The sequence below is a fragment of the Pseudoalteromonas sp. 1181_04 genome (assembly GCF_052850545.1).
This window is the reverse complement of the sequence record NZ_VXCS01000018.1, coordinates 58129-84952: the sequence shown is the minus strand read 5'-3', so window position 1 is coordinate 84952 and position 26824 is coordinate 58129. Positions and strand designations below refer to the sequence as shown.

The following is a 26824-nucleotide window of genomic DNA, read 5'->3' as shown; positions in this document are numbered from 1 at the left end:
AAAAGAAAGTGCGATAAAAAGCACCTATGCAAGGTCGCCTAAAAGCTCTAAAATGTCCGCGATGAATACACCAAATCCCACAGCAAGCACCGTAGTGCGCAGTCCCGCAGCGATACTCAAACAAGTGTTTGGCTATAGCGAATTTCGTGATGGCCAAGAAACGGTGATCAATGCAGCCCTTAACGGCCAAGATTCGCTAGTATTGCTGCCAACTGGCGGCGGCAAATCAGTATGCTACCAAGTGCCCGCGCTTGCCTTAAGCGGTCTGACAGTCGTTATTTCGCCATTAATTTCCCTTATGCAAGATCAAGTATCACAATTGCAAGCGCTCGGGGTGAAAGCGGCGTATATCAATAACAGTTTAAACCGCGACGAACAGCAGCAAATATATCAACAACTGCACAATGGTTTGCTTAAGCTACTGTATGTTGCACCTGAAAAAGTGCTGCAACATGAATTTAAAGAGCGCTTAAGTCACCTTAATATTAGTTTATTTGCGATTGACGAAGCTCACTGTGTATCACATTGGGGTCATGATTTTCGCCCTCACTACTGCCGCTTAAGCGAACTAAAACAACGCTTTGCAGATGTGCCTATGATGGCGCTCACAGCGACAGCTGATAAAGCCACGCGGTTTGATATCGTCCAGCAGCTTGGTTTAAATGCCCCCTATATACACACTGGTAGTTTCGATCGACCAAATATTCGTTACACCATTGAAGAAAAATTCAAACCGCTGGCGCAATTACTTCGCTACTTAAAAGAACAACAAAGTCAAAGTGGTATTATCTATTGCACCAGTCGAAAACGAGTTGATGAAATAGCTGAAAAGATCGCTGATGCTGGAATGAACGCAGCGGCTTACCATGCAGGTATGAGTAACGAGCAACGCCAATTTGTACAAACCGGTTTCGCCCGTGACGATATTCAAATAGTGGTGGCTACTGTTGCCTTTGGCATGGGCATTAATAAACCCAACGTCCGTTTTGTACTGCATTATGATATTCCCAAAAGTATCGAGTCTTACTATCAAGAAACTGGCCGTGCTGGCCGTGATGGCTTGGCCGCTGAAGCTATTATGTATTTTGATCCGGCCGATATTGGCCGTGTTAGGCGATTTTTTGAAGACATTGAAGATGAACAACGTCGTCGTGTCGAAGAGCAACGCTTTAACGCCATGGCCAGCTTCGCAGAAGCACAAACATGTCGTCGACAAATACTTCTTAACTACTTTAGTGAATATCAACGCGAACCTTGCGGCAACTGCGATATTTGCCTAAATCCACCAAAAAGTTTTGATGGTACTTTAGTGGCACAACAAGCCCTTTCGTGTGTGTATCGTGCCGAACAACGGTTTGGTTTAGGCTACATAGTTGAGCTACTGCGCGGAGCAAATACCAGCCGCATTAGGGATAACAATCACCACCAACTCAGCACTTATGGCATAGGTAAAGACCACAGTAGTGAATTTTGGCTCAGTATTTTACGCCAACTGATTCACCAAGGCTTACTGAGTCAAGATATCACCCAAGGCTCAGCACTGCGCTTAACCGAAGGTGCTCGCGCTATTTTGAAAGGTCAATACGCGCTGCAAATGGCTGAACCACGTCTGCAAGCAAAGCACGTATACCAAGACAAGCTCGCTCAGTTTAATTACGATAAAAAGCTATTTGCCAAACTACGCGCCTTACGTAAAGAGCTTGCCGATGCGGATGATGTGCCACCATATGTAGTATTTAACGATAAAACCCTCGCAGAAATGGCGCAACTGATGCCAACCAATGACAGTGAATTTCTCAAAGTGTCAGGGGTTGGCTTTACTAAACTCAATAAGTACGGCAGCCCTTTTTTACACGCCATACGCGACTACTTAGCCCAGTCTTAAATAAAGAGAAAATTGATGACTCAGTTGCAACTTGATAATCAACATAATGCCATTATTATTATCCCCAGCGAAATGCCCAACGATGATGATTTCGAGCTTTGGGCACAGTTATTTTTACATGGCCCAGAAATAGTAATTGGTGAATTTGCAGCGGGAGCGGATCGCCACCAATGTCGCTTTACGTATGCACAGCAAAGCTTTAATTTAAACTTTGAACACTACAGTAACAGTATTTGGATTAATGGCGAAGGCATTGAAGCTGAGCATTTATTAGCAGCCTTAGCACACTATTTCCTCACACTATTGCAACAATGAGGTAGACTTATACACAAACTTAGTGTGTAGTGGGTTAACGGTAAAAACCCATAATAAAGGATTTCAATGGTTGTAAATAACGCTTATGCATTTTTATTGTTTAGCTGTTGCAGCACTTTGCTCTATTCATCCTATGGCTTAGCGCAATCATCTGGTGACGAACAGCAAAGTTGCAGTAATCAACGCACAATTACACCCACTGAAAAAAATCTCCGTCGCCAACTTGATGTCGATGAGACACTGCCAGAAAAAACCAACAAAGCCAAAATTGCCCAGGTCGAACTTGATCAACTCAACGTCTTCAATACCAATTTAGAAGCAGAAAATAACGCATTATTTCGCTTTGCCAATCGTGTTCATATGACCACTGAGCCAGACGTTATAAAAAATATTTTATTGTTCGAACCTGGTGATCACTATGAGCCGAAAAAACTCGCCGAATCAGAGCGCTTATTACGTCGTCAAGGTTATCTATACGATGCCAGAATAAAAGCAGAAACTAACTGCGATGGTGACATTAATGTAAAAGTGATCACCCGCGATTTATGGACGTTACTACCAGAAATTAGCTTCAGCCGCAGTGGTGGCGAAAATAAATCGAGCATTGGGTTTCGCGAATCCAATTTATTTGGCTGGGGTAAACGTTTGTCACTTGCTCGCACTACCGATGCAGAACGTAATGGTTACCTGTTTGTTTATGATGATCCTAATATACTTTCTAGCCGCTACCGTGGTCGTATAGAATACTCAGATAACGACGATGGTAAACGCCATTTACTCGAGCTTAGCTACCCTTTTTACTCTATTGATACGCCTTACAGCTATGGCTTATTAAGCTACTCTGATCAACGAATTGAATCTCTCTATAAACGTGGTGAAGTATTCAGTCAATTTATCCAGAAAACAGACTATAATCGTATTCACTTTGGCCACTCTAAACAGCTTGCTAATAATTGGACTCAACGTATTAGCGTCGGTTACACCCATGAACAACAAGCATTTGAAAGCACTGTAAATACCGTCACACCATTGGCAGAAAAGCGAGAGCTAAGTTATCCATATATCAGTGGTCATTGGTTTGAAGATCACTACATAAAAGTGCGTAATTTCGACAGTATTTATCGTACTGAAGATTTAAATCTTGGTTGGAATGTGCAAGGTTTATTAGGCTATGCAAGTGAAGAATTAAGCAATGACGATAGCCGCGCTATTTACTCTTTTGATGCGAAAAAAGCTCATTTTAGTGGCGATAATACCCTTTGGCGCTTTCATGCTAGCCTAGATGGTAATTGGAACGAACAACAAAGCAAAGTAGAGAACTTACTCGCGAGCACTCAAGTGCAGTATTATTTAAACACCAGTTTTGAACAGTCGTGGTATGCCAAAATACGCTTAGACTATGCTAAAAACCTAACCCCCGACAAACAGCTAATCTTAGGCGGCGAAAATGGCCTACGTGGCTATCCGCTAGACTACCAACAAGGCGATCGTAGTTTTTTAGTTAACCTTGAAAAACGCTATTATTGGGAATACGACCTGCTTCAACTGTTTAAAGTTGGTGGAGCTGCATTTTTTGATATTGGTCGCGCTTGGTTTAATGACCAAAATAACGGTAAAAATGGCCAAGTATTGAAAAATATAGGTATCGGGTTACGACTCGCCCCAAGCAGAGCAAATGCAGGGACTGTGATCCATTTAGATATCGCCGCTCCACTTGATAAAAGTGATGATGTTGATTCTATTCAATGGCTAGTCACTGTAAAAAATTCCTTTTAAAGTGTGCTAAAAACGCTAAACTAGTTGCTCCTAAACCGCATTTGGATTGATTGTGGAACTGTTAGATATTCTTAGCACGCAGTATAAACTCATCGTCACTTTAGTTGCTCTGTTACTTTTTCCTGTACTATTAAAACTGACTAAAAAATTACTCGAAAAAACTATTAAGGGCAAAGTCGATATTCACCGTAAATATCGTGCCGAACTATTACTGAAAATTATTCTCGCATTTGTAATGCTGTGCTTAGTGTTAGTTTTTTGGGGTATTGAATTACGGGGTTTACTGGTACTTGGCTCATCCTTGTTTGCCATGCTAGGTGTTGCACTATTTGCAGCTTGGTCGCTATTGAGCAATCTGACCTCGTTTTTGCTAATGTTTATTCAAAATGACTGTCGTGTTGGTTATTGGGTTAGAGTTATTGACGGCGCGAACTTTGTTGAGGGGCGTATTGTCGAGATGGGCTTGATGAATGTGGTATTAGAACATGTTGATGGGCACCGAGTTATTTATCCTAATAACCTATTTGTTACTCGTCCGGTGATGGTTTTAAATAAAGAGCCGAAACCTACTAAAGCAATCGCGGTTAAGCGCGCTATTGGACCTAAAAAGCTGCAATAAACTAAAAGCACAAACAAAAAGCCGTTTAAGAATATCCTTAAACGGCTTTTTTGATCAGTTACAATCAGCAATTAATTATTTAATTCCGCTGTTTTTAACTCATCTTCAATATCACTTATTTCATCAATAAAGGTTTCAAGCTGTTGTTCTACCAAGCTGTTTGCGTGAGCAAAATATGCTAAATGAAACACTGCATCACCTTCATTAACCAGTGGCATAGTTTGTTGACCAATCACTATACCACTTCTTGGCGCTAATAATTCCAGCTCAGAATCACCGAGTGGGCTACTGATATAAGCTAATATTTGCCCTTTCATTACTCGCTCACCCAATGATACTTGCGCACGCACAATGCCATCGACTTCAGCACGCACCCAACTGGTAGAGCTGGCAATAATTGGCTCAGGTAACTTCTTAGCGCGCTTGCCACGGATCATTTTTAAATGACGCATGACATAATCAACGCCTTGCATACCAGCCGCTATTGCAATTGGATCAAACCGCAGCGCTTCTCCAGCTTCGTATGTAATCACCGGAATACCTAAGTTCGCGGCCTCACTTCGCAGTGAACCATTACGAAGTGACGCATCAATAACGGCTGGTGTACCAAATGCATTCGCCATTTGTGCCGTTGCTTCATCACTCAAATCTGCGCGAATTTGCGGTAAATTGGTGCGATGTATTGCGCCAGTATGTAAATCAATAATATGCGTACAATGAATGGCCACTTGCGAAAAGAACATATGTGCCATACGTCCAGCAAGCGATCCACGAATAGAACCTGGAAAGCTGCGATTCATATCACGGCGATCAGGTAAATAACGTGACTTATGAATAAAACCAAATACGTTAACAATCGGCACAGCAATCAGCGTACCACGCAGCTGGTTAGCATCTATTTTTGCTAATAATTGGCGTACGACCTCTACGCCATTGAGTTCATCACCATGAATAGCCGCACAGACCATTAAAACAGGCCCTGCTTGAACTCCATTCACTACCTCTATTGGGATATTCAACGGCGAATGGGTGTACAGCTTAGCTGCTTCTAGGGCCAGCGTCTTACGCTCACCGACACCCACCGTTTCACCTAATAAAGTAAACGCACTATTGATTCTAACCTTTGCCACGCGTTGCGGTCCTTTTGGTTGCAGCGGTTTTTTCGATAAATTCGATCACCATACCTGCAATATCTTTTCCTGTTGCTACTTCGATACCTTCAAGACCTGGTGAAGAGTTAACTTCCATTACCAAAGGTCCGCGAGATGAACGAAGTAAATCAACCCCAGCTACGTTCAAGCCCATTGCTTTAGCTGCAGCTACTGCTGTTCTACGTTCTTCTGGCGTAATACGCACTAATGTTGCACTGCCACCGCGGTGTAAATTAGAACGGAACTCACCATCTTGTGCTTGACGCTTCATTGCGGCAATCACTTTGTCACCAAGTACGAAACAGCGGATATCTGCACCACCAGCTTCTTTAATATACTCTTGTACCATGATATTAGCTTTTAAGCCCATAAAGGCTTCAATAACACTCTCAGCAGCTTTACGTGTTTCAGCTAACACCACACCAATGCCTTGAGTACCCTCTAACAGCTTAATAACTACAGGTGCACCGCCAACCATTTCAAGTAAGTCTTTAACGTCATCTGGCTTGCTGGCAAAACCGGTTACCGGCATACCAACGCCTTTACGTGATAACAACTGTAACGAACGTAATTTATCTCGCGAACGTGAAATAGCAACTGATTCATTAACAGGAAATACATTCATCATTTCAAACTGACGCAGTACTGCACAACCATAAAAAGTAACTGAAGCACCAATACGCGGGATTATGGTATCAAAATCTTTTAAATTTTCACCGCGATAATGGATCTCTGGTTGCTCAGAGTTAATGTTCATGTAACAACGTAATGCATCGATCACTTTTACTTCATGACCACGCATCTCAGCTGCTTCAATTAAACGACGCGTTGAATATAAATTCTTGTTACGAGATAAAATACCAATTTTCATAGTTAAAACCTTAACTATCTAATAAATGAGATAAAGCCGGATCAACGACTATACGATTTTCCATGGCTGTGCGCCCTAATAACATTCTAAACTTCATACTCGCTCGGCTGGTCAAAGTGACTTCTATTGGCCAACTTTTATCACCAGCGCAGAGCTTAGTCTCAATAAAATACCGCAACTCACGCTGCCCACTTGAGCTGGTTACATATTTCATCTTTTTTACTTTAGCATCACACTCAATTTGAGTGTGCTCATCTTCTTGCAAAGGCTGAGCAATAAATTTAACCCACTTTTCGCCTTCTCGCTCATATTCTTCAATATTAAGAGCATGAATACATGACGTACGGGCGCCCGTATCAATCTTAGCCTTAATTTGATTAATGCCAAGCTCAGGTAAACTTAACCACTCACGCCAACCAACAATTATCTTTGCCGTCATAAATGTGCCCTTTAATAAAAAACTGTCTTATACGCTACACGGATAAAAACACAAATGAAATAATTTTATCCAAATGATAAGCTAATTTAATTGACCTAAGTCACTCAATAGTCAACTATATTAACATACAGGATTAATGAGAATTTACTATGTTCAATGGTTTACTACACGCACTTATACTTGATGAACAAGGCGGCGCACGCACAATTGATAATAGTGCAGACTTACATAACTGGCAGCCTGAGCAAGGTAAATTGTGGGTTCATCTTGATTATAGCCAAAGTGAAGCCATAGATTGGTTACAAAACAGTGAATTGTTGACTGATTATGAACTTGCATCATTAACAGCCGATGAAACACGCCCTCGTATCACCAAAGTAACTAACGGTTGTATGTTGTTTTTACGAGGCGTGAATTTAAATCCTGCGCAGAGCCCTGAAGACATGGTCTCAATTCGTTTATTTATCAATGAAAATGTAGTGGTCACTACCCGAAAACGCCGTTTACTTTCAGTCCAAGATATTTTAGCTGCACTGGAAGAAAAAACTGGGCCAGTTAGCATTTCTGAATTAGTTTGCCAACTGACACAAAATCTTACCTCACGTATGCAAGGGGTAATTGATGGCTTAGATGACACTCTCGATATTTTTGAAGATGAAATTGACGAGCCGACAAAGCGCTTTGATAACCAAGGACTGTCGCAGTTACGCCGTCAATCAATTGGTTTAAAACGCTACTTAAGGCCACAAAAAGAAGCGCTCAGTACTTTAATGGCAAACAAATACAGCTGGCTTAGTGAAAACGACAAAGCCAAGTTAAACGAAACCACCAATCTACTGATCCGCTTTATTGAAGAATTAGACAGCTCTATTGAACGTGCGCAAATTATTCAACAAACCATTACTAATCAGGTTTCTGAACAATTAAATCAGCGTATGTATGTGATGTCGGTGGTTGCGGCACTGTTTTTACCGCTAGGATTTTTAACCGGTTTACTAGGCGTAAATGTAGGCGGTATCCCTGGTACAGAGAGCCCTTACGCATTTAGTTTTTTTGTTATATTTTTAATCGTGATCACCGGTGCCATCGGCGTTTACTTCAAAAATAAAAAATGGCTTTAAAAATACTCACGGTTGTTCAACTACATTGATTGGTATAGTAATGATAAAAGTAGTGCCAGCACCTAATTGACTCTGGCACTCTATCGTACCGGCTAGTTTATGTATTACTAAATTATAAACAATGTGCAACCCCAAACCTAAACTCAGTTGTGCGTTATTCGTAGAAAAGAACGGGTCAAATACTTGCTTGCGGACATCTTCTGGCATGCCTTTACCATTATCGCTGATTATCAGCTGAAGTTGTTCATCATGTTTACTCACTGTAATGTTCACCTCCCCAGGCGTTGAATCATCAAAAGCGTAAACTAAGGCATTTTCCACTAGCTGCCCTAAAATTTGCGAGAATGCACTTGGTGAGGCAAAAAAACGAATTTCTTGCTGGTATTGGCATTTAACTTTATGAGGCGTTTGGTCAACACGTGAGTGGATTGACAGCAGAATATTATCGATATACTCACCTAAGTTAAACCAGCGATTTTCCTGTGTATCGTTGTCTACCGCAACTTGTTTAAAGTTATTGATTAGATTGGTAGCTCTATGGAGATTCACGCTCAATAACTCTGTGCTTTGTATTATATGATCATAGGCCTGATTAAACTCCTCTCTCGACATGTTACCCGCAGCCGCTTTGCCATGAATAGTTTTCGAGGTGCTTTCCAGTACTGATGCAGCCGTGACGCAAATGCCCAATGGGGTATTTATTTGATGAGCAACTCCAGCAACTAATCGTCCTAACGACGCATGCTTTTCATTTTCAATTAACTGTTGCTGAGTACGTTTTAGCTGTTCCAGCGATAATGTTGCTTCTTTGGTCTTAGTCTCAAGCTCAGCAGTACGCAGAGCCACTTTACGCTCAAGTACCGCATTTAACTGTTTTACTTGTTTCTGTGAAGACATCAACTTGGTATTCGCATCTTCAATCTCAGTGACGTAGCTTTTTACTTGTAAGTACACATCATTTAAAGCAGTAATAATTGGGGTAAACTCATTGCGTTTAGCATACTCAACTGGCAGTAGATTAACTTGCTTATTACTACCATAACGAATAGAGCTTTTTATGATATTTAATACCTGATCAAAAGGGCTAAACAAAGCTTTGAGGATAAAAATCATCAGTATAATAAAGCACAGCCCTATGCCACTGCCTGTGATTAAAGCCCAAGAAGACACTTTATCAACTTGTTTACTTAAATCATTTTTAGGAACTAATGAGCCAAAGATAAAACCGCTCTCACTAAGCTGATAAAAAATATACTTATCTTCAATTGCTAGCTGCTCAAACCCAAAGCTATTGACCTTACTTAACCGACTTTGAGCTACTAATGTTGCCGCCCAAGGAAAGTCATCGGTCAACTGCTGTACCGTTTGAGGCTTGTCTGTAAAGCCAATAATTAACTCAGAATCCCGGTGAAATAAAAATGATTGTGCATTTTCGGTCACTTTAATGCTGACTAAAAACTCACTTAACTCAGCTAAAGACCAGTCGATCGTCGCCATACCAATCGGACTGCGGTTATCGTCAAGCATCACCGCATCTATAGTCATCATCAACGAGAATGAGCCTGCATCATCGTAATAAGGGTTAGTCCAAAATATTGGACGATAGCTGGATTGGTTTAATCCCCACCCTTGCTGTTCAGCAAGCTGGTACCAATCCTGAGAAAAATAATCGTACTGTGGTTTATTGAGATCCCACGTAAATTGCAGCTGTTTATTTTCTTTATATACATATGGGCCAAAATAACGATACTGCTCATCCAGTACCTGGGGTTGATACCAAAGCCCTCCTCCCATGGCTTGTTCAAAACTGGCAAACTTATTTTGTAACGTGCGCTGAGCCAGTTCCTTGATATCAGCCATGGGAGTAGATTTTTGATGACGCAGAAAGTATAACTGTTCACCGCTTAGAGCCAGATCGATCGCATGCCCTTGCATTTGTTCTGTAAGATGATTGATTCGGGAAATAGTGCCATTGAACACAGCTTGAATTTCATTTTGCTTAAATTCATCCAAAGATTCTTTGTAAATTAGCGTGTTGAATAACTGTAGGGTTGAATAAGCCAATATCTCAAACAAAATGACAAACACCAGAATACGGGTTTTAATATTCATTCAATCTCCAGAGTACTCTTTGCTAAAGAGCTCATTTAACACAACACTCACAGGCATTGCCTAATAACAACTGTGCTCGACTTACTTAGTATACAAAATGACATGAAACGGTAATCCCACCATTTTTATTGGAGGCGAGCTGTAGTGCATAATACAATTCCCTAAGATAATGAATTATGAGTATAGTCCAGTTGTCAGTTTTACCACTTGTGCAATTTAATTAATTCTAAATATTGGTAGGGGTTTATTTACATCATGAGTACTAAAAGAGTGTGATTGAGGGCAAACACTGTGGAGTAAGATAGAGAGTTATTATTGATTGCCTTTGATGAAAGGCTGGGCATTATTGCAAATGGCGCTCTCGGTAGGGATCGAACCTACAACTCAGCCTCCGGAGGGCCACGTGATATCCATTTCACCACGAGAGCACATTTGTGCCACCACACCAACTCGCGATATCAGTGCTTAGGCCGAGCAATAATAAAGGCATATGCAATTAAATGCTAGCTTCTATCGCTTAGATGCTTATTAATTCAGCAAATTATAATAAATTACTTCACAAGCAAGCAAAAAACAGCTATTAAATTATACTTAATAAAAATCACTAACCATTTTGCAACATATAAATGCCCGTTTAACGACTTTTAAGGCGCTTGTAAAAGGTTTAACATGAGGAAGTATCTATGAGTTTAATGTCAACCGAGCAAGTAGCGGAGTTTTTAGGGGTTAAAGTTGAACGTGTAAAGCGTCTTGCCCGGGAAAGTTTATTAATATCGAAATCTGTTGATGAAAACGGCGAACCACTATTTGATGCAGATGAAGTTGCAAAATACAAAGAACTTGCGGCGCGTTTTGGTGGTCTTTAACGATACTCCATTGAGCTAATCAAACAATCCAACTGCGTACGCAACTCAGTCACTTTATTATCGACTGAGCGTGCGCTATACCAACAAATACACAACACTAAAAACACCAACTGATAGCATTCAAGCTTTTGCAGTGAATTGTGAAATTTTTGAATAGCAGGCAATTGCTGTTGGTAGTTTGAAAGTAAGCTATTTTTTTGCTTATCATTCAACGCAAAACTAACAGTCAGTGCTGCTAAATCGAAGTATACGTCATTACTTTTAGCGTACTCAAAATCAATTAAAAACATGCCTTGGCTATTCACAATAATGTTTTCTTTTACTAAATCATTATGGCAAAAACCTTCATCACGGGGTAATAACGCGATTTGCTTTAATGCATCCTCAACGCTTGCTTGATATTGCTGATATAAGCGAGTTTTTTTATAAAAATCCAGCTCATACTTTATATCCATCGCCTCAGTAACAACATCATGGCAATGAAAAGCAATCAACTTTTGCAGCAACTCTAAAGTGTAATCCCCTTGTGCAATATCCCCCTCTAGGTATTCAAAAATCGCCAGCTTGTTAACTTCATCAGTCCACAGTGGTTTAGGGCATACCTGCTGCTGCGCAAATACAGTTTGTGCTGCCAAGCCCTGCACTGGCCAATGCTCGCGATAGCACTTTAATAAAAAAGCCTGCTGTGCAGTACGCACTAAAAAGTTATCGTTACTTAAACCGCTAAATAGCCGCTCATTGCTCAATACCTTTAGTTGTGGATCAAAAGCGGCAAAAATGCCGCTAATTTCTTTACCTGTCATACTGCTTCTTATAATTGCGCCAAAGGCTTAGCTTGATTTTGCTCGTACTCTTCATACCAGGTTTTAAACCCCCATGCTGCCATTATGGTGTAAAAAATAAACAGCGCTAATGTTGGGTAGTAGCCTTTCTCGTAATACAAGTACATCGAAGCCGCATCAATAACAATCCAATACAGCCAATTTTCCAGTACTTTTTTTGCGACTAAATACGTTGTAACAACAGCAAAACAGGTTGTAAAACTATCTAAATAAGCAAAGTCTGCATGGGTATGATTGTTCATCACATAACCAAATATTAATGCCACAATCGAAGTCGCAATAATGATGAATAAGTGTTGATGCAAGCGCCATGAGGTGATCACTAATTGATGTTTATTAGCGTCGCCTTTTCGCCATATTACCCATCCATAAACCGCCATATACATATAGTAAAAATGCAATAGCGATTCCATTAATAAAGCACCATTCCAATACATTATGGTATAAATAAGGGTGCTAAAAAATGCTGCAGGCCAACACCACAGGTTTTCTTTTATTGCTAATAGCAAATATGCCATAGAGAGCGCCACTGCGATATATTCCCAGTGCGACATTGCAGTAAACCCTGCGAGAGTTTCTGTAATAAATTCCATAATTGATCCACTAAGGCTTTAGCTGCTATTGGGGAGAGAGATCACCATTGAGGAATTTACAAACAAAAATAGCTTTGCCAAACTCTTCGTATGAACGCTTTATCTCAGTACTAAGCACAGACATTACTAAATCGTAATCACCAAAAATTTGCGTCGACAAGGTATTTGTTATTACTTTTAAATCGTCATATTCATTTAAGCGATCAATAAACCCCTTAATAAATGGGATATAATCTTGATGAAGTGGGTACTTACTGATCTCTACAGATAATTTCATGACAATTCCTTGGTTTATTTAAAAATATGGCCGTTATTGTAACTTGAGCTAAGCTACAAGTCATTCAAAGGTAGAGCGGATGTCGAAGAAGGTGTAAAATTAACGCAATTAAATTATTTTATGAGTGACTCATGGCACGACGCATTACGTACAAATTTAAAAATCAGCCTCGCGAAATTAATTTTGCAAAAGATAAATATCGCGATATGTATCAGGCTATTGCTGCGGCTGAAGGGATTGATTTAACAAATTATTTAAAGATGGAACAGCAAATTGCTATGACTTCAAAAGGCTCTGCGGCAGTGCGTAATTTTCGTGATGAAGAGTTTGCTCGCATGGGTTTTAGCGATGTGTATTTTATCAAAGAGTAACGCTTAGCATTACTCTAAATATTCATAGCTTACCCGTGGGGTAATATTACAGACTAACTCGTAAGGGATTGTGGTGGCACATTGGGCGATTTCTTCAACGGGTAATTCTGGGCCCCACATCACCACCTCATCGCCTACTTTGATGCCATCAGCATTTTCACCAATATCAACACTGATCATATCCATAGAGATGTTGCCAGCAATACCATAACGTTTGCCAGCAATCACTACAGGTGTGCCATGTCTAGCATGGCGCGGATAACCATCACCATAGCCCATGGCAACCACTGCAAGCTTAGTCGGCTGAGCACTTTGCCAACAGCCACCATAACCAACACCTTGCGCGGCATCAACATCGCGAATTGCAATGACCTTAGTGGTTAAGCGCATCACCGGCTTCAGCTGATGGTCTTTGCCAGAAGTGTTAAGCATTGGTGATACACCATACATCATCAAGCCTGGACGCACCCAGTCGCCATGACCTGCAGGCCAAGCTATAATACCAGCCGAATTTGCTAAACAATGTGCTTGTTGTTTGCCTTGCACTAATGAATCAAACAAAGCAATTTGCTCAGCTGTTTTGGGATCATTAACATCATCGGCACTGGAAAAATGCGTCATTAAATTGATTGTATCTTTAGCGTTATTCGTCGCTTGCAAGCGCTGATAAAAATCACTCAACTGCGTTGGTGCAATCCCTAAACGATGCATACCGGTATTGATTTTTAACCAGCAACTAATTGGTTCATCGAGCTTTGCATTTTCAAGTGCTCTGAGCTGGTTTTCATCATGGATAATGGTTTGAAAGTTATTGGCTAATAAAATCGGCAAATCATCTTGATGGAAAAAACCTTCCAGCAACACAATAGGCTTGGTCAGCCCACCCGCCCGCAGTGCGAGCGCTTCATCTATTCGTGCCACTGCAAATGCGTCGGCATCATTAAGGTGCTGCGCTATTTTTACTAAACCATGACCATAAGCATTGGCTTTTAATACCGCCATAACTTTACTATTAGGCGCAAACTGTCGCACTTGCGCTAAATTATGAGCAAGTGCTTGTAAGTTAATTTCGGCAATAGCTAAACGCATTAGTAATCATCATCTACAGCAGGTCCGGCGTAATTATCAAAACGCGAGAACTGACCTTGGAAAGTTAAACGTACTTTACCAATTGGACCATTACGTTGTTTACCTATGATAATTTCAGCAATCCCTTTCTCAGTACTGTCTTCGTTATATACTTCGTCGCGGTAGATAAACATGATTAAATCGGCATCCTGCTCGATAGAGCCTGATTCACGTAAGTCGGAGTTAATTGGGCGTTTATCGGCACGCTGCTCTAGAGTACGGTTTAGCTGCGACAGTGCTACGACTGGGCATTGGAGTTCTTTTGCTAATGATTTAAGTGACCGTGAGATTTCAGCAATTTCTAAAGTACGGTTATCAGAGAGGCTGGGAACGCGCATTAGCTGCAAGTAATCGACCATGATCATACTTATCCCACCGTGATCACGAGCAATACGACGCGCACGTGAGCGAACATCTGTTGGAGTTAGACCTGATGCATCATCAACATACATCTTTCCTTTTTCCATCAGTAGCCCCATGGTTGATGAAAGACGCGCCCAATCGTCATCATCCAATTGACCGGTGCGCACTTTGGTCTGATTAATTCGACCAAGGGATGCCAACATCCTCATCATAATCTGCTCCGAGGGCATTTCTAATGAGTAAATAAGCACAGGCTTATCTTGTGTCATTGCGGCATGTTCAGCTAAGTTCATCGCAAATGTGGTTTTACCCATCGACGGACGGGCGGCCACAATGATTAAATCTGATGGCTGCAAACCAGTGGTCATTTTATCTAGATCGGCATAACCGGTACTTACCCCCGTCACACCATCTTGTGGCGACTGATACAACTCTTCGATTTTATCGACTGTTTTTTCTAAGATGCTGTGAATACTTTGCGGACCATCGTTACTTTTTGTCCGCTGCTCAGCAATTTTAAACACTTTACTCTCTGCAAAGTCGAGTAAATCGTGGCTGGTGCGCCCTTCCGGATTGAAACCTGCTTCGGCTATTTCATTGGCAACGCCAATCATTTCACGTACCACAGCACGTTCGCGTACGATATTCGCATAGGCGTCGATGTTCGCCGCACTTGGCGTATTTTTAGCAATTTCAGCTAAATAAGCAAAACCACCGATACCACTGAGTAAATTCTTTTTCTCTAAGCTCTCAGATATGGTGATCAAATCGATTGGATCGCCTATTTCAGCAAGCTCGACCATGGCTTCAAAAATAAGCTTATGGGTACGTGTATAGAAATCTTGCGAAACTACCAACTCGGCAACACGGTCAAAGGCTTGATTATCAAGCATTAAGCCACCTAAAACAGATTGCTCTGCTTCAATGGAATGAGGAGGAACTTTAAGAGTGTCGACTTGTTTATCTGGTTTAGCCATAACTTCGCAATACTAACAATGAATGGCCTCTATTCTATCTACTTGGCTACGTTGTGCAAAGAGCAAAGCAGGATTTCTTTTCCTACTTTGCTACGGGAGATTACTTTTGCTTACGTAATTCTATGCGCCCACTGATAGTGTCTATTTCAATATCAGCATCACCACCATTAACCGCAAACTCCAATTCACTTGATGGCCCATATTTCGCTTTTTTAACTTTATCGTCACTCAACTCATTAATAATTTTACCATTGGCATGCGCTTCAATTTCAAACCGCGCAGAAACATCCGTCGGGAAGTAAAAATCGGCATCGCCACTAACAGATTCATAAGTAATTTGCGCACCTTTTAGTAACTCATTAATATGTATTTCACTCTCACCATTTACCGTGCTAATACGTAAGCTTTTTAATGCCTGAAAAGCAAAGTCGATATCGCCATTAACATTCTCTAAGCGAACTTCTTGAGCTGCTGTTTTGGATTTAATATCACCATTGACAGCAGTAAAGCGCAGCGTGCCTTGTGAGTCTTTGTCATTAATTTCGCCGTTTACGGTTTCATAGCGTATATCACCTTTTAAGCCTATCGCACTGACATCACCATTAACGGTATCCACAGTAATATTGCCACTGATGTTTTGTAAGTTAATATCACCATTAACGACATCAATATCAGCCCCGGCGATCAAATTTTTAGCACTGATAGTGGCGTTAACACCGGTAAATTCAAGTTCGCTGCTATTTGGCATATAAATAACTAACTGAGAACCATCGCCACTATTCCAACCGTTATTATTGTTACGCGGCATTTTAACGATAAATTCGATACGGTCCCCTGCCACTTCTAAACGATATCCTTGTGCTTTATCATCAAGCTCACCGGTGATCTGTAATTGTGATTTATCCCAGCCCTCAATACGTACATCACCGCGTTGGTTATCTATAAAAATACGCTTATTAGCGGGCACCTCAATTTGTTCATTGATTTTCTCACCAGCAGAGGCGAAAAACGGCAATAAAGTTAGTGCTAATAGTAATGTTTTCATGGTTGATACTCCTAAATTTGTTGCCACTTCGGTGCATGCACCTTATTGATTAGATCTAATTGCTGCTGATAAACCTGTGCGAGCATTTTTAATAACGCTGGATTCTCAGGCTCATTGTCGAGTGCTTGCTTTATTGCCCGCTCAGCGTCCTCTAATTCTGTTAATTGCTGTTGCCAGTTATCTGTCAATGCAGGCTGATTTTGATATTGCACCAACAAGGTTTGTTTTTGCTGGGTAAAATAGTCACTCATCACCACACTTGTCGCAGGCTCAGAGCCGGAAAACAGCAACTGCACGGTTAATAAAGCCGCCACCGAGCATGCTGCCACACCCGCTAATTTAGGCCACAGCGCAGCTTTACCTTGCGCCTGAGGAGCATGCGTTAATGCTTTTTCGATACCTGGCCATAAATCTTTTTGTGGTGAGATCTCTAACTCAGTGTTATTGATTGACTCAGCTAAAAATGTTTCAAAATTAGGCTTACTCATTTTCATACCACTCTTTTAATAACTGACGGGCGCGATGAAATTGCGACTTACTAGAACCCACTGCCATTCCTAACATAGTGGCAATCTCTTCATGGCGATAACCTTCAATGGCGTGCAGCACAAATACCATACGAGCTCGCTCAGGTAGTCGTAATACTAACTTGTCGAGTCCATTTAGACCTTGGCAATCTGTTGCGCTTTGTTCATCCATACCGCTTTGCTCGAAGCTCACTACTTTTTGCAACCAATTCTTATGTTTACGTAAATAGCTAATCGCAATATTACTGGTGACACTGTGCAGCCAAGTTGAAAACTGTGACTGCCCTTCAAAGCTAGCGATTTTATGCCACAGCTGCACAAATACTTCTTGAGTTGCATCTTCGGCATGTTCGCGATCTGCGAGTAACCGTAAGCACAATCCATAAACCCGCTTTACATGTAATTCATAAAGTGCAGCATAAGCATTTTGATCACCGCTTTTTACACGGGTAATAAGTGCATCTTCGCTTAGCTGTGTAAAAGCATGTTTTGCATCTATCAACATCGTTGATGTTGTCCCTTTATGATTATTATTATGAAATGAGTATACCTAAGCACTCAGGAAATACGATCTTTCAGAATTTTAAGTTTCTTGAATAGTTAGACGTGAGATGTAAGTGAAAAGGTTTAAATGACATGAAATTATTTTTAACAAAAAACGGCTAACTTATCAGCTAGCCGTTTTATCAAGTGGTTTTATAACGTTGCTTCTGGGGGATCTTCTTCGGGCCCTTCAGTGGTTTTTTCCGGTACTTTATATGACCAGCCTAAAAAGGTAATTTTAGATCCACCATTAGAGCCACCACCTGAAGTCATGTTTTTTAATGCAACATCGTATCTCGTTTCACCATTACCGCAATTTGATACGCTGCCTCCGCGGATAGAACCGGTATAACGAGCTCCAGCATCAACTCTAACATCAGTTAAGGGAGAATAAATTGTCGCGAACATATCAGCGTTAGAGGCGATATAAATACCAAATTTATCACTTGCGCCATCTTTCTTTTTACATGACAAAGCACCATCGCCAGATTTATACCCTGAAAAAATATTCAACGCATATGCATCTGAAGGTGTTAACTTTACAACAGTTTGTTCAACAACGGGGCTCTTTCGAATATGTATTTTCCCCATTACATAAAGGCTTAGACTCACCCCTTTATGTATTTTAAAATGAGACTCTCCACTGCCAGTAATTGAAAAATCACCTGCAATATAAATGCCGATTTTCTGATTGCTATCGCCAGCTAACAATGCATCTAAGCTGCCACCATTTATAGTTAAATCATTAAAAAAGTACATATTTTCTTGTTTAGCACCTAACACGTTAGCGTCTTTTGCAAGGTATTCAGTAACCGTTCCATTATTAGTAAAAATAGCTTTATCTTCGTTAATTTGAATTTTTTTCGTATTTTTAGTTAAAAGTAAATCAGGGAAAGGTCCAAATGCATTTAATTCGCTTAAAGTACTAATATTCAATGGATCGCATTTATCTTTCGCATATGTAGGTATGCTATCTGGATCATCGGGATCTAAACCTGCAACATTAGGTACTTTCAAACCTTCAACATAAGCGCTGCTTGATAAAGTTTTTACTACAGAATTATTAGTATAACTAGCAGAGCTTAGTAAGCTGCCACCATAAAGGATATCAGCAAGCTCAGCATTACTCTGGTTTACATGAACACCATGATTTAAGGTTAAGTCTTTTTCAGTGCGAACATAGCCGTTCACCGTCATATCTTTAAGTTGGATGTTTCCATTGGCAAAAATATTACCATTGATTTTTGTATTCCATGCACTTGTTCCTGACGGGAAGCGAATATCTTTATTTGCCCATAAATCCCCTTCAACAGATTGTGAAGAACTTACAACAATAGAACCTGTAGAGGCTACGCTTCCCTTAATTGTTCCTGTACCACTTAATGTTACATCTGCATTGTGAACTGTAGTTCTCACATCAGCATCATTACCAACATACGTTGCATCAGTAGAGTCATAGCTAGTTATTTTCCCCGATCCCCCCAATGACACACCGCGACAACCAATGATTGCATCTGAGTAAGGAGTCAGACTATTTCCGGGCGTAAATCCAAACCGTGCGACTAAATTACTTTGTGCATCACCACCATAACGCTCACCCAAGCTGATGATTTCTAGCTCTCCAGCAGCATTTTTACTAATAGTGGCATTATAAGTTGCATCTTCGCCAATCAAACCGCGCCCTGATGCTGTGCCTGTCGCTGCGATCAAGCCATCGATATCTAAGCTTTTATCATCTGAAAAAGCTTGCTGTAATAACTTTGCTTCTTCGAAAATACCTTTTTCAGCGAGTAACCGGCTATTTATTTTCTTTTGAAAATTGCCACTCATACGCTCTTGAATAATATTTTCACGCAATGAATTAAGTACCACAATACTCGCCATACTGGTGAGGATAAGTACTGTTACAAGCGTAAAACCACTTTGTTTTTTAGCCATTACACACCACCAAAAGCATTGTTTAAAATAACATTAGAAACCGCAATATCAATGGCAATAGTGTCTTCAAATTGCGCAGGTAAGTTCTCTGGGCCAACATAAATAGTGACAATGTTATTATCAATTGCAAAACTCAACCGGGCGACTCCCGTCAATAACCGCTCTGCTGGAGCAGCTCCTAATGTACACATTAAATTATTGCCTACTAGGCTATAAACTTCATTTATATCAGCTGTTGATACACTGCCATTACAGGTGATAACCCCAGCTGGCTGAGTAACAGTAATTGCCGAGCCATCTGCTGCAACCAAAGGTGCGCTTGGTGTTTGTTTAATGCTACGCGTAAAAACCTTACTTGTGTAACGTATTACTTCTTGCGCATTTTCAAGCTCTTTACTAACTGAAATAGTGCCTTTAATAGCTGAGTATGAAAGGCTAACTCCAGCTAGTAGGAATGAACCAGCGGCTAGAGCCACCATCAGTTCTACAAGGGTATAACCTCGCGGACGATAAATTGCCATCATCAAATACACCCAACTGGTAGCTCAGGGTAACTAGCATTTAAGGTAATTTGATTTTCTAATTGAGCAGGGTCTTGTTGCTTGATCCGCTCATCAGCCCATGAAACTGTGATTTGCATATCATGCGCATACGCCGCAGGTAAGCTCAGCTGATAATCATCGATTTGCGGGTCTAAAGAGGCACGAAAGTTAGCATCCGTGAATAAAGCCGGATTCGTCGTTTGTAACTCACACAAGCGAGGCCAAATACGCTCTAACGTATTTTGCCCTTGCACCAACGATACAGTGTAATTAAAACTGTTAGTGGCATATTGTAGCGATTTGAGCTGAGCTGCTGCCAACCCTAATAAAGCAATACCGGCGATAACAACTGACAGCATCACTTCTAATAATGAAAAGCCACTTTGTTTAATCATTATGCACACGCCACTGATTTTTCAGCTAACCAATTTTGGCCACTTTTTAAAATGCACAAGTAATAATCTACCGTTTTATCATTGTCATCTTTAATTAAAATCTCGCTCGCCGCAGAGATTTCGCCACTTGACCACACGGTACGATCAACTAAACCAACTGTTACACCATGATGTTGGATGACGAATTCTTTTAATACTGTATCAACACCATCAACAGCTGCTGTTACCTGCCATTTATCGCCACTTACCACTAGCTTAATCTCACGATTACGTTTTACCGCCTCACTGCGCGCATATTTATACACACTATTGAGCTGATTTGCGGTGGTAACAACCCGATCTTGCATGATTTGCTGGCTAAAAGAAGGAAACGCTAATACCGCCATAATCGCAACGATCCCAACCACAATCATCAACTCCACTAATGTAAAACCGGCTGTTCTAGTCATTGTTACTCCCAGCAACTATTAGCATCAGCTGATTGTGTGCCATCATGCTTAATCACTAATGCACCACAGCGATCTCCTGCTTGGGCAGAACCGATTTTTGGGGTTGCAGTTAATGTAAATGCACGACTTTTAAAATTAGCATCAGCTGCAGCGCCACTAACGCGGTTTAGCGCTGTATAAGTAAAAGTATAAAAATCTGTATTTTTTGCCGTATCAAAAGCATTTGGATAACCACCATTACGCGAATAAATACGCTCTAATACTGCACCATGTTGCAACATTACTTGTTGAATATCGGCACGGCGACTACGCTCCATATGCTCAATATATGAAGGCATAGCTACACTGTATAATATGCCTAGAATGGCAACGACTATTAATAACTCGATTAATGTGAAACCAGAAAAAAGCTTCGTACTTCTCATTATCTGCTCTTTCAATTTTTACATCCTTAACACTATGCCCAGTGCACAAACAATATACAGTGACAGCGCTGTCACTGTCAACAATCTGTAATCTAATTACAATGTCGCTACATTTTAATAGGTATAAATAATTAGTTTTTACTTTAGATCAAACAATACCAGATAAAAACCTAAAAAAGGGACTTTAATCAATATTTATGTGGGAAATGATATGCTAGCTAGTGATATGTGTGAGAATAATAAACAAAAAAGCCGTGCTTTTCAGCACGGCTTTTTTCGCTTAATTAAAAATTAAGCTTCAGCGATTACGATTACTTTGATAGTAGCCGTTACTTCTGAATGAACTGCGATTGATACGTCAAATTCGCCAGTCTCACGGATAGTACCTAGAGGTAAACGAACTTCTGACTTAGCAACTTCAACACCAACAGCTGAGATAGCGTCAGCGATGTCGCGAGTACCGATAGAACCGAATAACTTACCTTCGTCACCGGCTTTAGATACTAATGTAACTTCAGCTAATGCTTCAAGCTTATCAGCGCGTGCTTGTGCAGCAACAAGCTGGTCAGCGATTTTCGCTTCAAGCTCAGCACGACGTGCGTCAAAAGTTTCAACGTTAGCTTTAGTTGCAGGAACTGCCTTACCTTGTGGGAAAAGGAAGTTACGTGCGAAGCCAGATTTAACTACAACCTGGTCACCTAGGCCACCTAGGTTAGCGATCTTATCTAGTAGAATAACTTGCATGTTTCTACACCTTTTAAAAACGTGTTAATCCGCTGCTTACTTATGTAAGTCAGTGTATGGAAGAAGGGCTAAGTAGCGAGCACGCTTGATAGCAGTTGCTAGCTGGCGCTGGTATTTAGCGCTAGTACCTGTAATACGGCTAGGTACGATTTTGCCACTTTCTGTAACATAGTTTCTAAGAGTAGCTAGATCTTTATAATCGATTTGTTGTACGCCTTCCGCTTTAAAGCGGCAGAACTTACGACGTCTGAAATAACGTGCCATGAGATAAATTCCTCAAATAATTCTTTCTATATGCTGAGCATGCAAAACCAATTGGCTAAGGCCGTTACGACCTTCGTGACGATTTAAAAAACCGCTCACTTGCAATGCCTGCCCAACGTGCAAATGTTGAGTCTGTTGTTGCATTTGCTTACCGCTGGCAACCACTTGAAGCCTGACATAACTATTACGGTTAAGGTCTGCTTCAACTTGCATTGATTTATGTTCTACAACAAAAATACAATGCGGGATACCAGCAGGGCTTTGGCTAATCTTAGGTGTTTTACAAACAACCCCAGAAATAACCAGCTGATTCATAAAAGGACTGACCATATGGTTTACCTTAAAATTCTCGCTGATCAAGCGCCATGCTTGGACTCAAAACAATTAAGCAGCTGGTGCTTCTTTCTTCTCTTCTCTTACAAGAGGAGATGCTTCAGTTACAGCGTCTTTAGTACGCATAACTAAGTTACGAAGCACTGCATCGTTGTAGCGGAAAGTAGTTTCTAGCTCGCTGATTACTTCAGTAGGTGCTTCAACGTTCATAAGAACATAATGAGCTTTATGAAGCTTGTTGATTGGGTATGCCAATTGACGGCGGCCCCAGTCTTCAAGACGGTGGATAACACCACCAGCTTCAGTGATAGAACCAGTATAACGTTCGATCATACCAGAAACTTGCTCACTCTGATCTGGGTGAACCATGAATACGATTTCGTAATGACGCATGGATATTCCTTACGGTTAATAGAGCCTTCTACCGTTTCAGCCGGTCGGTTTAAGGCAAGGAATTAATATTAAATAGGCCGAAATGAGCGCGCATTTTACGCTTAGTCGGAAAATTAAGCAAGTAGGTTTTTTAGCTTTAAGTGGTAAGTTGAAAATCAGCTATCAGCTCAAAAAGAAAAACCATGCTTGTTAAATCAAGCATGGTTTCAAATTTTATCTCTAAACTGACGGCTACAAGCTTAAAGCTTTTCTTTTATGGCTGTGTCGTATTTCTCTGACGCAGTACTTCAAATAAACAAATACCTGTTGCTACAGATACGTTTAAGCTAGAAACAGTGCCCGCCATTGGGATTTTAACTAACACATCACAATGTTCACGCGTTAAGCGGCGCATACCTTCACCTTCAGCGCCCATAACAATCGCCATAGGGCCAGTTAGATTGGCATCAAATACATGAACATCGGTTTCGCCAGCAGTACCAACAACCCAAACACCGGCATCTTTAATTTCACGTAAAGTACGGGCAAGATTGGTGACTTGGATCAGCGGTACTGTCTCTGCTGCACCACAGGCAACTTTACGTGCTGTGCCATTTAGTTTTGCTGATTTATCTTTTGGCACAATAATGGCATGAACACCGGCAGCGTCTGCACTACGTAAGCAAGCACCTAAATTATGCGGATCTGTTATGCCATCGAGAACCAGTAAAAATGGCGTTTCTTCACGCGCAATGATTGCATCCAAATCTTTTTCATTGAAAGTCGGCGCCGCTATAACGTTTGCAATAATACCTTGATGCTGCTCACCCTTTGATTTGTTATCAAGAGCTTTGCGCTGCATAAACTGCACTGATATACCAAATTTACGCGCTTCTTCAATAATTGGAGATAAGCGTTTATCATCACGTCCTTTTAGGGCATAAATCTCAATAAAACGCTCAGGCTCACTTGCGAAAATTGCTTCAACAGAGTGAAAGCCAAAAATCAATTCATTACTCACGTATCACTTGCTCCTGAACTCTTACTTTTACGGGCATTTTTGCCGGGTCTTTTCGGCTTTTTCACGGCCTTTCTCTTTGGTTTTTTTGCAGTAGTTGTAGTGCCAGCATCCGCTGATTTTCCTGCAGGCTTCTTTTTGCCTCTACTGGCACTGTTTTTTTTTGGCTTTGGTTTTCCCTGATCAGAACGACCGCTAAGTTCACCTGACTCTTTCGCGTCAGCTTTTTTACCTGGTATTTTGCCACGTTTTAGCTGCGAACGAACACTTGCCGGCTGATGCCCTTTTGCATCACCACGACGACGGGCGTATCTATCTTGTGCAACATCGCCACTGAGCGTTAAATTGATGCGACGCTCATCTAAGCTTACCGATGCCACCTGAACCGTGACTTTATCGCCTAAACGATGAACTTTACGAGAATGCTCACCAATCAAGCAATGTTTAGCGCCATCATATTGAAAATACTCATCGCCTAAATTAGTGACATGGATAAGGCCATCAATTTGTAAATCAGCTAAGCGAATAAACAAACCAAAGTTAGTAACCGATGAGATCACTCCTTCAAATTCGTCGCCCACATGATCTTGCATGTATTCACATTTCAGCCAATCAGCTACTTCACGGGTTGCGTCATCTGCACGACGCTCCGTATTTGAACACTGCTCGCCCAATTGCGCGACTTCTTCGTCACTATAAACATACGCACCCGACGTAACCATACCTTGGGCTTTCAAAATGCCTTTAATCGCACGATGTACGACTAAATCTGGGTAACGACGAATTGGCGAGGTGAAATGTGCATATTCACCTAATGACAAACCAAAGTGACCGATGTTTTCAGCTTGATATACTGCCTGCTTCATCGAACGCAGTAGCATAGTTTGGATAAGTTCAGCATCAGGGCGGTCGCCAAGCTTGGCTAACACATGGGTAATTTCTTTTGGTGTTGGCTCATCACTGAGTGTTGATTCAATACCCAACTCTGATAAAAACTGTCTAAAGTTAGCCAGTTTTTCTCCATCTGGTTCAGCATGAACACGATAAAGCGCGCTGGCTTCGTGTTTTTCAAGCATTTTAGCCGCAGACACATTGGCTAAAATCATACATTCTTCAATCAGCTTGTGGGCGTCATTACGCAGCACCGGCACTATTGATTCAATCTTACGCTGAGCGTTAAATACAAAGCGTGTTTCAAGGGTTTCAAACTCAATCGCTCCGCGCTCTTGGCGGGCAGCTTTTAATGCCATATACATTTGCTGTAAATCAGTTAAATGTGGCACGACCGGTGCGTATTCAGTACGTAACTTCTCATCACCTTGTAAAATAGCGTTTACTTTGGTGTAGGTTAAGCGCGCATGCGAATTCATCACCGCTTCGTAAAAACGATAGCCTGATAGTTTACCTTCAGCCGATACCAGCATTTCTGCGACCATACATAAACGGTCAACTTTTGGATTTAATGAACACAAGCCATTGGACAATACTTTTGGCAGCATAGGAATAACTTGCTCAGGGAAATACACTGAGTTACCACGTTCGATTGCCTCGGCGTTAAGTGGGGTATTCATTGCGACATAATGGGATACATCAGCAATCGCCACCCATAACCGCCAACCACCCGATTCAACAGGCTCACAATACACAGCATCATCAAAATCGCGAGCATCTTCACCATCAATCGTAACCAATGGTAAATCACGTAAATCAACTCGATTTTGCTTGTCAACTTCTTCGACAAACTCACCTAAGTGTTCAACCTGCTTTTCAACCGCTTCTGGCCATACATGCGGGATATCGTGATTACGCAGTGCCACTTCAATTTCCATACCTGGGGCTAAATGCTCACCCAGTACATCAATGATTTTCCCTACCGCATTCATATTACGGTTAGGGTTTTGGGTAATTTGCACTTGCACCATTTGGTTGTGACGTGCGCCGTTTTCACTGCCCGGCAAAATAATAATATCTTGGGTGATACGTGGATCTTCCGCCACCACCACTGCTATGCCATGCTCAACAAAATAGCGACCAACAATCGGTGCTCGCTCGCCAGCCAGCACTTTAATAATACGCGCATCGCACTTGCCGCCGGAGCCTCGTTTGGTGCCTTTAGCCAGTACTATGTCGCCATGCAGCACCGAACTCATTTGATGCTTGGCAATAAACCAGTCTTTACTTTCGCCTTCGACTTCTAAAAAGCCAAACCCGTCACGGTGACCGATTACTTTGCCTTTAACAAGCCCAGCTTCATCAATTAAGGCGTAGCATTTAAATTTATTAAAGAACAGTTGACCATCACGCTCCATGGCACGTAAACGACGCTTAAAAGCAATTTGACGCTCATCATCGTTTACCGCTAACTCCTCACATAATTGATGAAAATTAGCAGGCTTGGCACGGTCTTTTATATGAGTAAGTATAAACTCACGACTTGGGACAGGGTTTTCGTACTTTTCTTGTTCTCGACTGAGATTAGGATCTTGGTTTGACATTCACTATCTTGTTAATTGGTTATGATGT

The 26824-nt window shown here is 41.2% G+C and carries 30 protein-coding genes and 1 tRNA gene; 7 read left to right on the top strand and 24 right to left on the bottom strand.

Annotation, left to right across the window (positions count from 1 at the left end):
* Positions 1-61: 61 nt before the first annotated feature.
* The 4 genes from recQ to FW757_RS15840 all read left to right on the top strand — a co-directional run bounded on the left by recQ (position 62) and on the right by FW757_RS15840 (position 4595).
* Complete coding sequence (gene recQ, locus FW757_RS15855) at positions 62-1885, top strand: DNA helicase RecQ (protein WP_182718107.1); 1824 nt, start codon at positions 62-64, stop codon at positions 1883-1885.
* 15 nt (positions 1886-1900) lie between these two features.
* The gene (locus FW757_RS15850; protein WP_145237057.1) at positions 1901-2200 is read left to right on the top strand and encodes a DUF3630 family protein; all 300 of its coding nucleotides are present in this window, start codon (positions 1901-1903) and stop codon (positions 2198-2200) included.
* A gap of 66 nt (positions 2201-2266) precedes the next feature.
* Positions 2267-3976, top strand: coding sequence for a POTRA domain-containing protein (locus tag FW757_RS15845; protein ID WP_182718076.1), 1710 nt, complete (start codon positions 2267-2269; stop codon positions 3974-3976).
* A 52-nt stretch (positions 3977-4028) separates the two neighbouring features.
* Entirely contained in the window at positions 4029-4595 is a 567-nt protein-coding gene (locus FW757_RS15840; protein ID WP_149980644.1) for a mechanosensitive ion channel domain-containing protein, read from the top strand.
* A gap of 71 nt (positions 4596-4666) precedes the next feature.
* On the opposite strand, the gene FW757_RS15835 is transcribed toward FW757_RS15840, so the two are convergent.
* Genes FW757_RS15835 through FW757_RS15825 form a run of 3 tightly spaced genes read right to left on the bottom strand, consistent with a single transcriptional unit; the run spans position 4667 to position 7056 of the window.
* On the bottom strand, positions 4667-5725 hold the full coding sequence (locus tag FW757_RS15835) for a succinylglutamate desuccinylase/aspartoacylase family protein (RefSeq protein WP_145237048.1): 1059 nt from the start codon (positions 5723-5725) through the stop codon (positions 4667-4669).
* A complete protein-coding gene (gene rimK / locus FW757_RS15830) occupies positions 5712-6617 on the bottom strand; it encodes a 30S ribosomal protein S6--L-glutamate ligase (protein WP_145237045.1) in 906 nt (301 codons plus the stop codon). Before rimK ends, FW757_RS15835 begins: the two co-directional genes overlap by 14 nt.
* Before the next feature lie 10 nt (positions 6618-6627).
* On the bottom strand, positions 6628-7056 hold the full coding sequence (locus FW757_RS15825; protein ID WP_145237042.1) for an ATP-dependent zinc protease family protein: 429 nt from the start codon (positions 7054-7056) through the stop codon (positions 6628-6630).
* A 149-nt stretch (positions 7057-7205) separates the two neighbouring features.
* Between FW757_RS15825 and FW757_RS15820 the strand changes: the two genes are divergently transcribed.
* The gene (locus FW757_RS15820; protein WP_182761497.1) at positions 7206-8177 is read left to right on the top strand and encodes a zinc transporter ZntB; all 972 of its coding nucleotides are present in this window, start codon (positions 7206-7208) and stop codon (positions 8175-8177) included.
* Between the two features lie 6 nt (positions 8178-8183).
* Here the strand turns inward: FW757_RS15820 and FW757_RS15815 are convergent, their stop codons facing one another.
* Both FW757_RS15815 and FW757_RS15810 read right to left on the bottom strand, forming a co-directional pair.
* Positions 8184-10289, bottom strand: coding sequence for an ATP-binding protein (locus FW757_RS15815; RefSeq protein WP_446441421.1), 2106 nt, complete (start codon positions 10287-10289; stop codon positions 8184-8186).
* Positions 10290-10642: 353 nt separating this feature from the next.
* A tRNA-Arg gene (locus tag FW757_RS15810) sits at positions 10643-10717 on the bottom strand.
* 255 nt (positions 10718-10972) lie between these two features.
* Between FW757_RS15810 and FW757_RS15805 the strand changes: the two genes are divergently transcribed.
* Positions 10973-11155, top strand: a complete 183-nt coding sequence (locus FW757_RS15805) for a helix-turn-helix domain-containing protein (protein WP_145237033.1) — start codon at positions 10973-10975, stop codon at positions 11153-11155.
* On the opposite strand, the gene FW757_RS15800 is transcribed toward FW757_RS15805, so the two are convergent.
* Genes FW757_RS15800 through FW757_RS15790 form a run of 3 tightly spaced genes read right to left on the bottom strand, consistent with a single transcriptional unit; the run spans position 11152 to position 12867 of the window.
* Positions 11152-11958 (bottom strand): phosphotransferase, encoded by an 807-nt coding sequence (locus FW757_RS15800; RefSeq protein WP_182718073.1) that lies wholly within the window; start codon positions 11956-11958, stop codon positions 11152-11154. The genes FW757_RS15805 and FW757_RS15800 overlap by 4 nt on opposite strands.
* 8 nt (positions 11959-11966) lie before the next feature.
* On the bottom strand, positions 11967-12590 hold the full coding sequence (gene pnuC, locus FW757_RS15795; RefSeq protein WP_149980641.1) for a nicotinamide riboside transporter PnuC: 624 nt from the start codon (positions 12588-12590) through the stop codon (positions 11967-11969).
* Between the two features lie 25 nt (positions 12591-12615).
* Complete coding sequence (locus FW757_RS15790; protein ID WP_145237024.1) at positions 12616-12867, bottom strand: hypothetical protein; 252 nt, start codon at positions 12865-12867, stop codon at positions 12616-12618.
* Between the two features lie 131 nt (positions 12868-12998).
* Here FW757_RS15790 and FW757_RS15785 point away from each other — a divergent pair, with 131 nt between their 5' ends.
* Entirely contained in the window at positions 12999-13238 is a 240-nt protein-coding gene (locus tag FW757_RS15785) for a DUF2960 domain-containing protein (protein ID WP_145237021.1), read from the top strand.
* Positions 13239-13247: 9 nt separating this feature from the next.
* Here the strand turns inward: FW757_RS15785 and alr are convergent, their stop codons facing one another.
* The 16 genes from alr to rnr all read right to left on the bottom strand — a co-directional run bounded on the left by alr (position 13248) and on the right by rnr (position 26796).
* Positions 13248-14327: an alanine racemase gene (alr, locus tag FW757_RS15780; RefSeq protein WP_446441420.1), complete on the bottom strand. Its 1080-nt coding sequence runs from the start codon at positions 14325-14327 to the stop codon at positions 13248-13250.
* Positions 14327-15706, bottom strand: a complete 1380-nt coding sequence (gene dnaB / locus FW757_RS15775; RefSeq protein WP_145237015.1) for a replicative DNA helicase — start codon at positions 15704-15706, stop codon at positions 14327-14329. Before dnaB ends, alr begins: the two co-directional genes overlap by 1 nt.
* Positions 15707-15806: 100 nt before the next feature.
* Positions 15807-16751, bottom strand: coding sequence for a DUF4097 family beta strand repeat-containing protein (locus tag FW757_RS15770; RefSeq protein ID WP_182718071.1), 945 nt, complete (start codon positions 16749-16751; stop codon positions 15807-15809).
* Positions 16752-16762: 11 nt separating this feature from the next.
* Positions 16763-17245 carry a hypothetical protein gene (locus FW757_RS15765; RefSeq protein WP_182718070.1) on the bottom strand — a complete coding sequence of 161 codons (483 nt, stop codon included), beginning with the start codon at positions 17243-17245 and terminating at the stop codon, positions 16763-16765.
* Positions 17232-17783: an RNA polymerase sigma factor gene (locus FW757_RS15760; RefSeq protein WP_182718069.1), complete on the bottom strand. Its 552-nt coding sequence runs from the start codon at positions 17781-17783 to the stop codon at positions 17232-17234. The genes FW757_RS15765 and FW757_RS15760 overlap by 14 nt, the downstream gene beginning before the upstream one ends.
* A gap of 191 nt (positions 17784-17974) precedes the next feature.
* Positions 17975-19759, bottom strand: coding sequence for a pilus assembly PilX family protein (locus tag FW757_RS15755; protein ID WP_182718068.1), 1785 nt, complete (start codon positions 19757-19759; stop codon positions 17975-17977).
* Positions 19759-20283 (bottom strand): PilW family protein, encoded by a 525-nt coding sequence (locus tag FW757_RS15750; protein WP_182718067.1) that lies wholly within the window; start codon positions 20281-20283, stop codon positions 19759-19761. Before FW757_RS15750 ends, FW757_RS15755 begins: the two co-directional genes overlap by 1 nt.
* Complete coding sequence (locus tag FW757_RS15745; RefSeq protein ID WP_145236995.1) at positions 20283-20696, bottom strand: type IV pilus modification PilV family protein; 414 nt, start codon at positions 20694-20696, stop codon at positions 20283-20285. The genes FW757_RS15750 and FW757_RS15745 overlap by 1 nt, the downstream gene beginning before the upstream one ends.
* Positions 20696-21145 carry a GspH/FimT family pseudopilin gene (locus FW757_RS15740; protein ID WP_182731624.1) on the bottom strand — a complete coding sequence of 150 codons (450 nt, stop codon included), beginning with the start codon at positions 21143-21145 and terminating at the stop codon, positions 20696-20698. Before FW757_RS15740 ends, FW757_RS15745 begins: the two co-directional genes overlap by 1 nt.
* Positions 21146-21147: 2 nt before the next feature.
* The gene (locus tag FW757_RS15735; protein WP_182718065.1) at positions 21148-21570 is read right to left on the bottom strand and encodes a type IV pilin protein; all 423 of its coding nucleotides are present in this window, start codon (positions 21568-21570) and stop codon (positions 21148-21150) included.
* A gap of 291 nt (positions 21571-21861) precedes the next feature.
* Positions 21862-22314 (bottom strand): 50S ribosomal protein L9, encoded by a 453-nt coding sequence (gene rplI / locus FW757_RS15730; RefSeq protein WP_145236982.1) that lies wholly within the window; start codon positions 22312-22314, stop codon positions 21862-21864.
* A gap of 36 nt (positions 22315-22350) precedes the next feature.
* The gene (gene rpsR, locus FW757_RS15725) at positions 22351-22578 is read right to left on the bottom strand and encodes a 30S ribosomal protein S18 (RefSeq protein ID WP_002962753.1); all 228 of its coding nucleotides are present in this window, start codon (positions 22576-22578) and stop codon (positions 22351-22353) included.
* Positions 22579-22590: 12 nt separating this feature from the next.
* Complete coding sequence (priB, locus tag FW757_RS15720; RefSeq protein ID WP_182718064.1) at positions 22591-22908, bottom strand: primosomal replication protein N; 318 nt, start codon at positions 22906-22908, stop codon at positions 22591-22593.
* Between the two features lie 54 nt (positions 22909-22962).
* Positions 22963-23304 carry a 30S ribosomal protein S6 gene (rpsF, locus tag FW757_RS15715; RefSeq protein ID WP_145236974.1) on the bottom strand — a complete coding sequence of 114 codons (342 nt, stop codon included), beginning with the start codon at positions 23302-23304 and terminating at the stop codon, positions 22963-22965.
* A gap of 253 nt (positions 23305-23557) precedes the next feature.
* A complete protein-coding gene (gene rlmB, locus FW757_RS15710; protein ID WP_145236971.1) occupies positions 23558-24304 on the bottom strand; it encodes a 23S rRNA (guanosine(2251)-2'-O)-methyltransferase RlmB in 747 nt (248 codons plus the stop codon).
* Positions 24301-26796 carry a ribonuclease R gene (rnr, locus tag FW757_RS15705; RefSeq protein WP_182784522.1) on the bottom strand — a complete coding sequence of 832 codons (2496 nt, stop codon included), beginning with the start codon at positions 26794-26796 and terminating at the stop codon, positions 24301-24303. Before rnr ends, rlmB begins: the two co-directional genes overlap by 4 nt.
* Positions 26797-26824: the final 28 nt, after the last annotated feature.

Bases quoted from the DNA above. Each gene is read 5' to 3' on its own strand.
- FW757_RS15745 (WP_145236995.1), bottom strand. From the start codon at position 20,696: ATGATTAAACAAAGTGGCTTTTCATTATTAGAAGTGATGCTGTCAGTT.
- rplI (WP_145236982.1), bottom strand. From the start codon at position 22,314: ATGCAAGTTATTCTACTAGATAAGATCGCTAACCTAGGTGGCCTAGGT.
- FW757_RS15750 (WP_182718067.1), bottom strand. From the start codon at position 20,283: ATGATGGCAATTTATCGTCCGCGAGGTTATACCCTTGTAGAACTGATG.
- FW757_RS15790 (WP_145237024.1), bottom strand. From the start codon at position 12,867: ATGAAATTATCTGTAGAGATCAGTAAGTACCCACTTCATCAAGATTAT.
- priB (WP_182718064.1), bottom strand. From the start codon at position 22,908: ATGGTCAGTCCTTTTATGAATCAGCTGGTTATTTCTGGGGTTGTTTGT.
- FW757_RS15805 (WP_145237033.1), top strand. From the start codon at position 10,973: ATGAGTTTAATGTCAACCGAGCAAGTAGCGGAGTTTTTAGGGGTTAAA.
- FW757_RS15815 (WP_446441421.1), bottom strand. From the start codon at position 10,289: ATGAATATTAAAACCCGTATTCTGGTGTTTGTCATTTTGTTTGAGATA.
- FW757_RS15845 (WP_182718076.1), top strand. From the start codon at position 2,267: ATGGTTGTAAATAACGCTTATGCATTTTTATTGTTTAGCTGTTGCAGC.
- FW757_RS15850 (WP_145237057.1), top strand. From the start codon at position 1,901: ATGACTCAGTTGCAACTTGATAATCAACATAATGCCATTATTATTATC.
- alr (WP_446441420.1), bottom strand. From the start codon at position 14,327: ATGCGTTTAGCTATTGCCGAAATTAACTTACAAGCACTTGCTCATAAT.
- pnuC (WP_149980641.1), bottom strand. From the start codon at position 12,590: ATGGAATTTATTACAGAAACTCTCGCAGGGTTTACTGCAATGTCGCAC.
- FW757_RS15735 (WP_182718065.1), bottom strand. From the start codon at position 21,570: ATGAGAAGTACGAAGCTTTTTTCTGGTTTCACATTAATCGAGTTATTA.
- FW757_RS15770 (WP_182718071.1), bottom strand. From the start codon at position 16,751: ATGAAAACATTACTATTAGCACTAACTTTATTGCCGTTTTTCGCCTCT.
- FW757_RS15740 (WP_182731624.1), bottom strand. From the start codon at position 21,145: ATGACTAGAACAGCCGGTTTTACATTAGTGGAGTTGATGATTGTGGTT.
- FW757_RS15800 (WP_182718073.1), bottom strand. From the start codon at position 11,958: ATGACAGGTAAAGAAATTAGCGGCATTTTTGCCGCTTTTGATCCACAA.
- FW757_RS15755 (WP_182718068.1), bottom strand. From the start codon at position 19,759: ATGGCTAAAAAACAAAGTGGTTTTACGCTTGTAACAGTACTTATCCTC.
- rimK (WP_145237045.1), bottom strand. From the start codon at position 6,617: ATGAAAATTGGTATTTTATCTCGTAACAAGAATTTATATTCAACGCGT.
- recQ (WP_182718107.1), top strand. From the start codon at position 62: ATGAATACACCAAATCCCACAGCAAGCACCGTAGTGCGCAGTCCCGCA.
- rpsR (WP_002962753.1), bottom strand. From the start codon at position 22,578: ATGGCACGTTATTTCAGACGTCGTAAGTTCTGCCGCTTTAAAGCGGAA.
- FW757_RS15765 (WP_182718070.1), bottom strand. From the start codon at position 17,245: ATGAAAATGAGTAAGCCTAATTTTGAAACATTTTTAGCTGAGTCAATC.
- FW757_RS15820 (WP_182761497.1), top strand. From the start codon at position 7,206: ATGTTCAATGGTTTACTACACGCACTTATACTTGATGAACAAGGCGGC.
- dnaB (WP_145237015.1), bottom strand. From the start codon at position 15,706: ATGGCTAAACCAGATAAACAAGTCGACACTCTTAAAGTTCCTCCTCAT.
- rnr (WP_182784522.1), bottom strand. From the start codon at position 26,796: ATGTCAAACCAAGATCCTAATCTCAGTCGAGAACAAGAAAAGTACGAA.
- FW757_RS15760 (WP_182718069.1), bottom strand. From the start codon at position 17,783: ATGTTGATAGATGCAAAACATGCTTTTACACAGCTAAGCGAAGATGCA.
- FW757_RS15785 (WP_145237021.1), top strand. From the start codon at position 12,999: ATGGCACGACGCATTACGTACAAATTTAAAAATCAGCCTCGCGAAATT.
- rpsF (WP_145236974.1), bottom strand. From the start codon at position 23,304: ATGCGTCATTACGAAATCGTATTCATGGTTCACCCAGATCAGAGTGAG.
- FW757_RS15825 (WP_145237042.1), bottom strand. From the start codon at position 7,056: ATGACGGCAAAGATAATTGTTGGTTGGCGTGAGTGGTTAAGTTTACCT.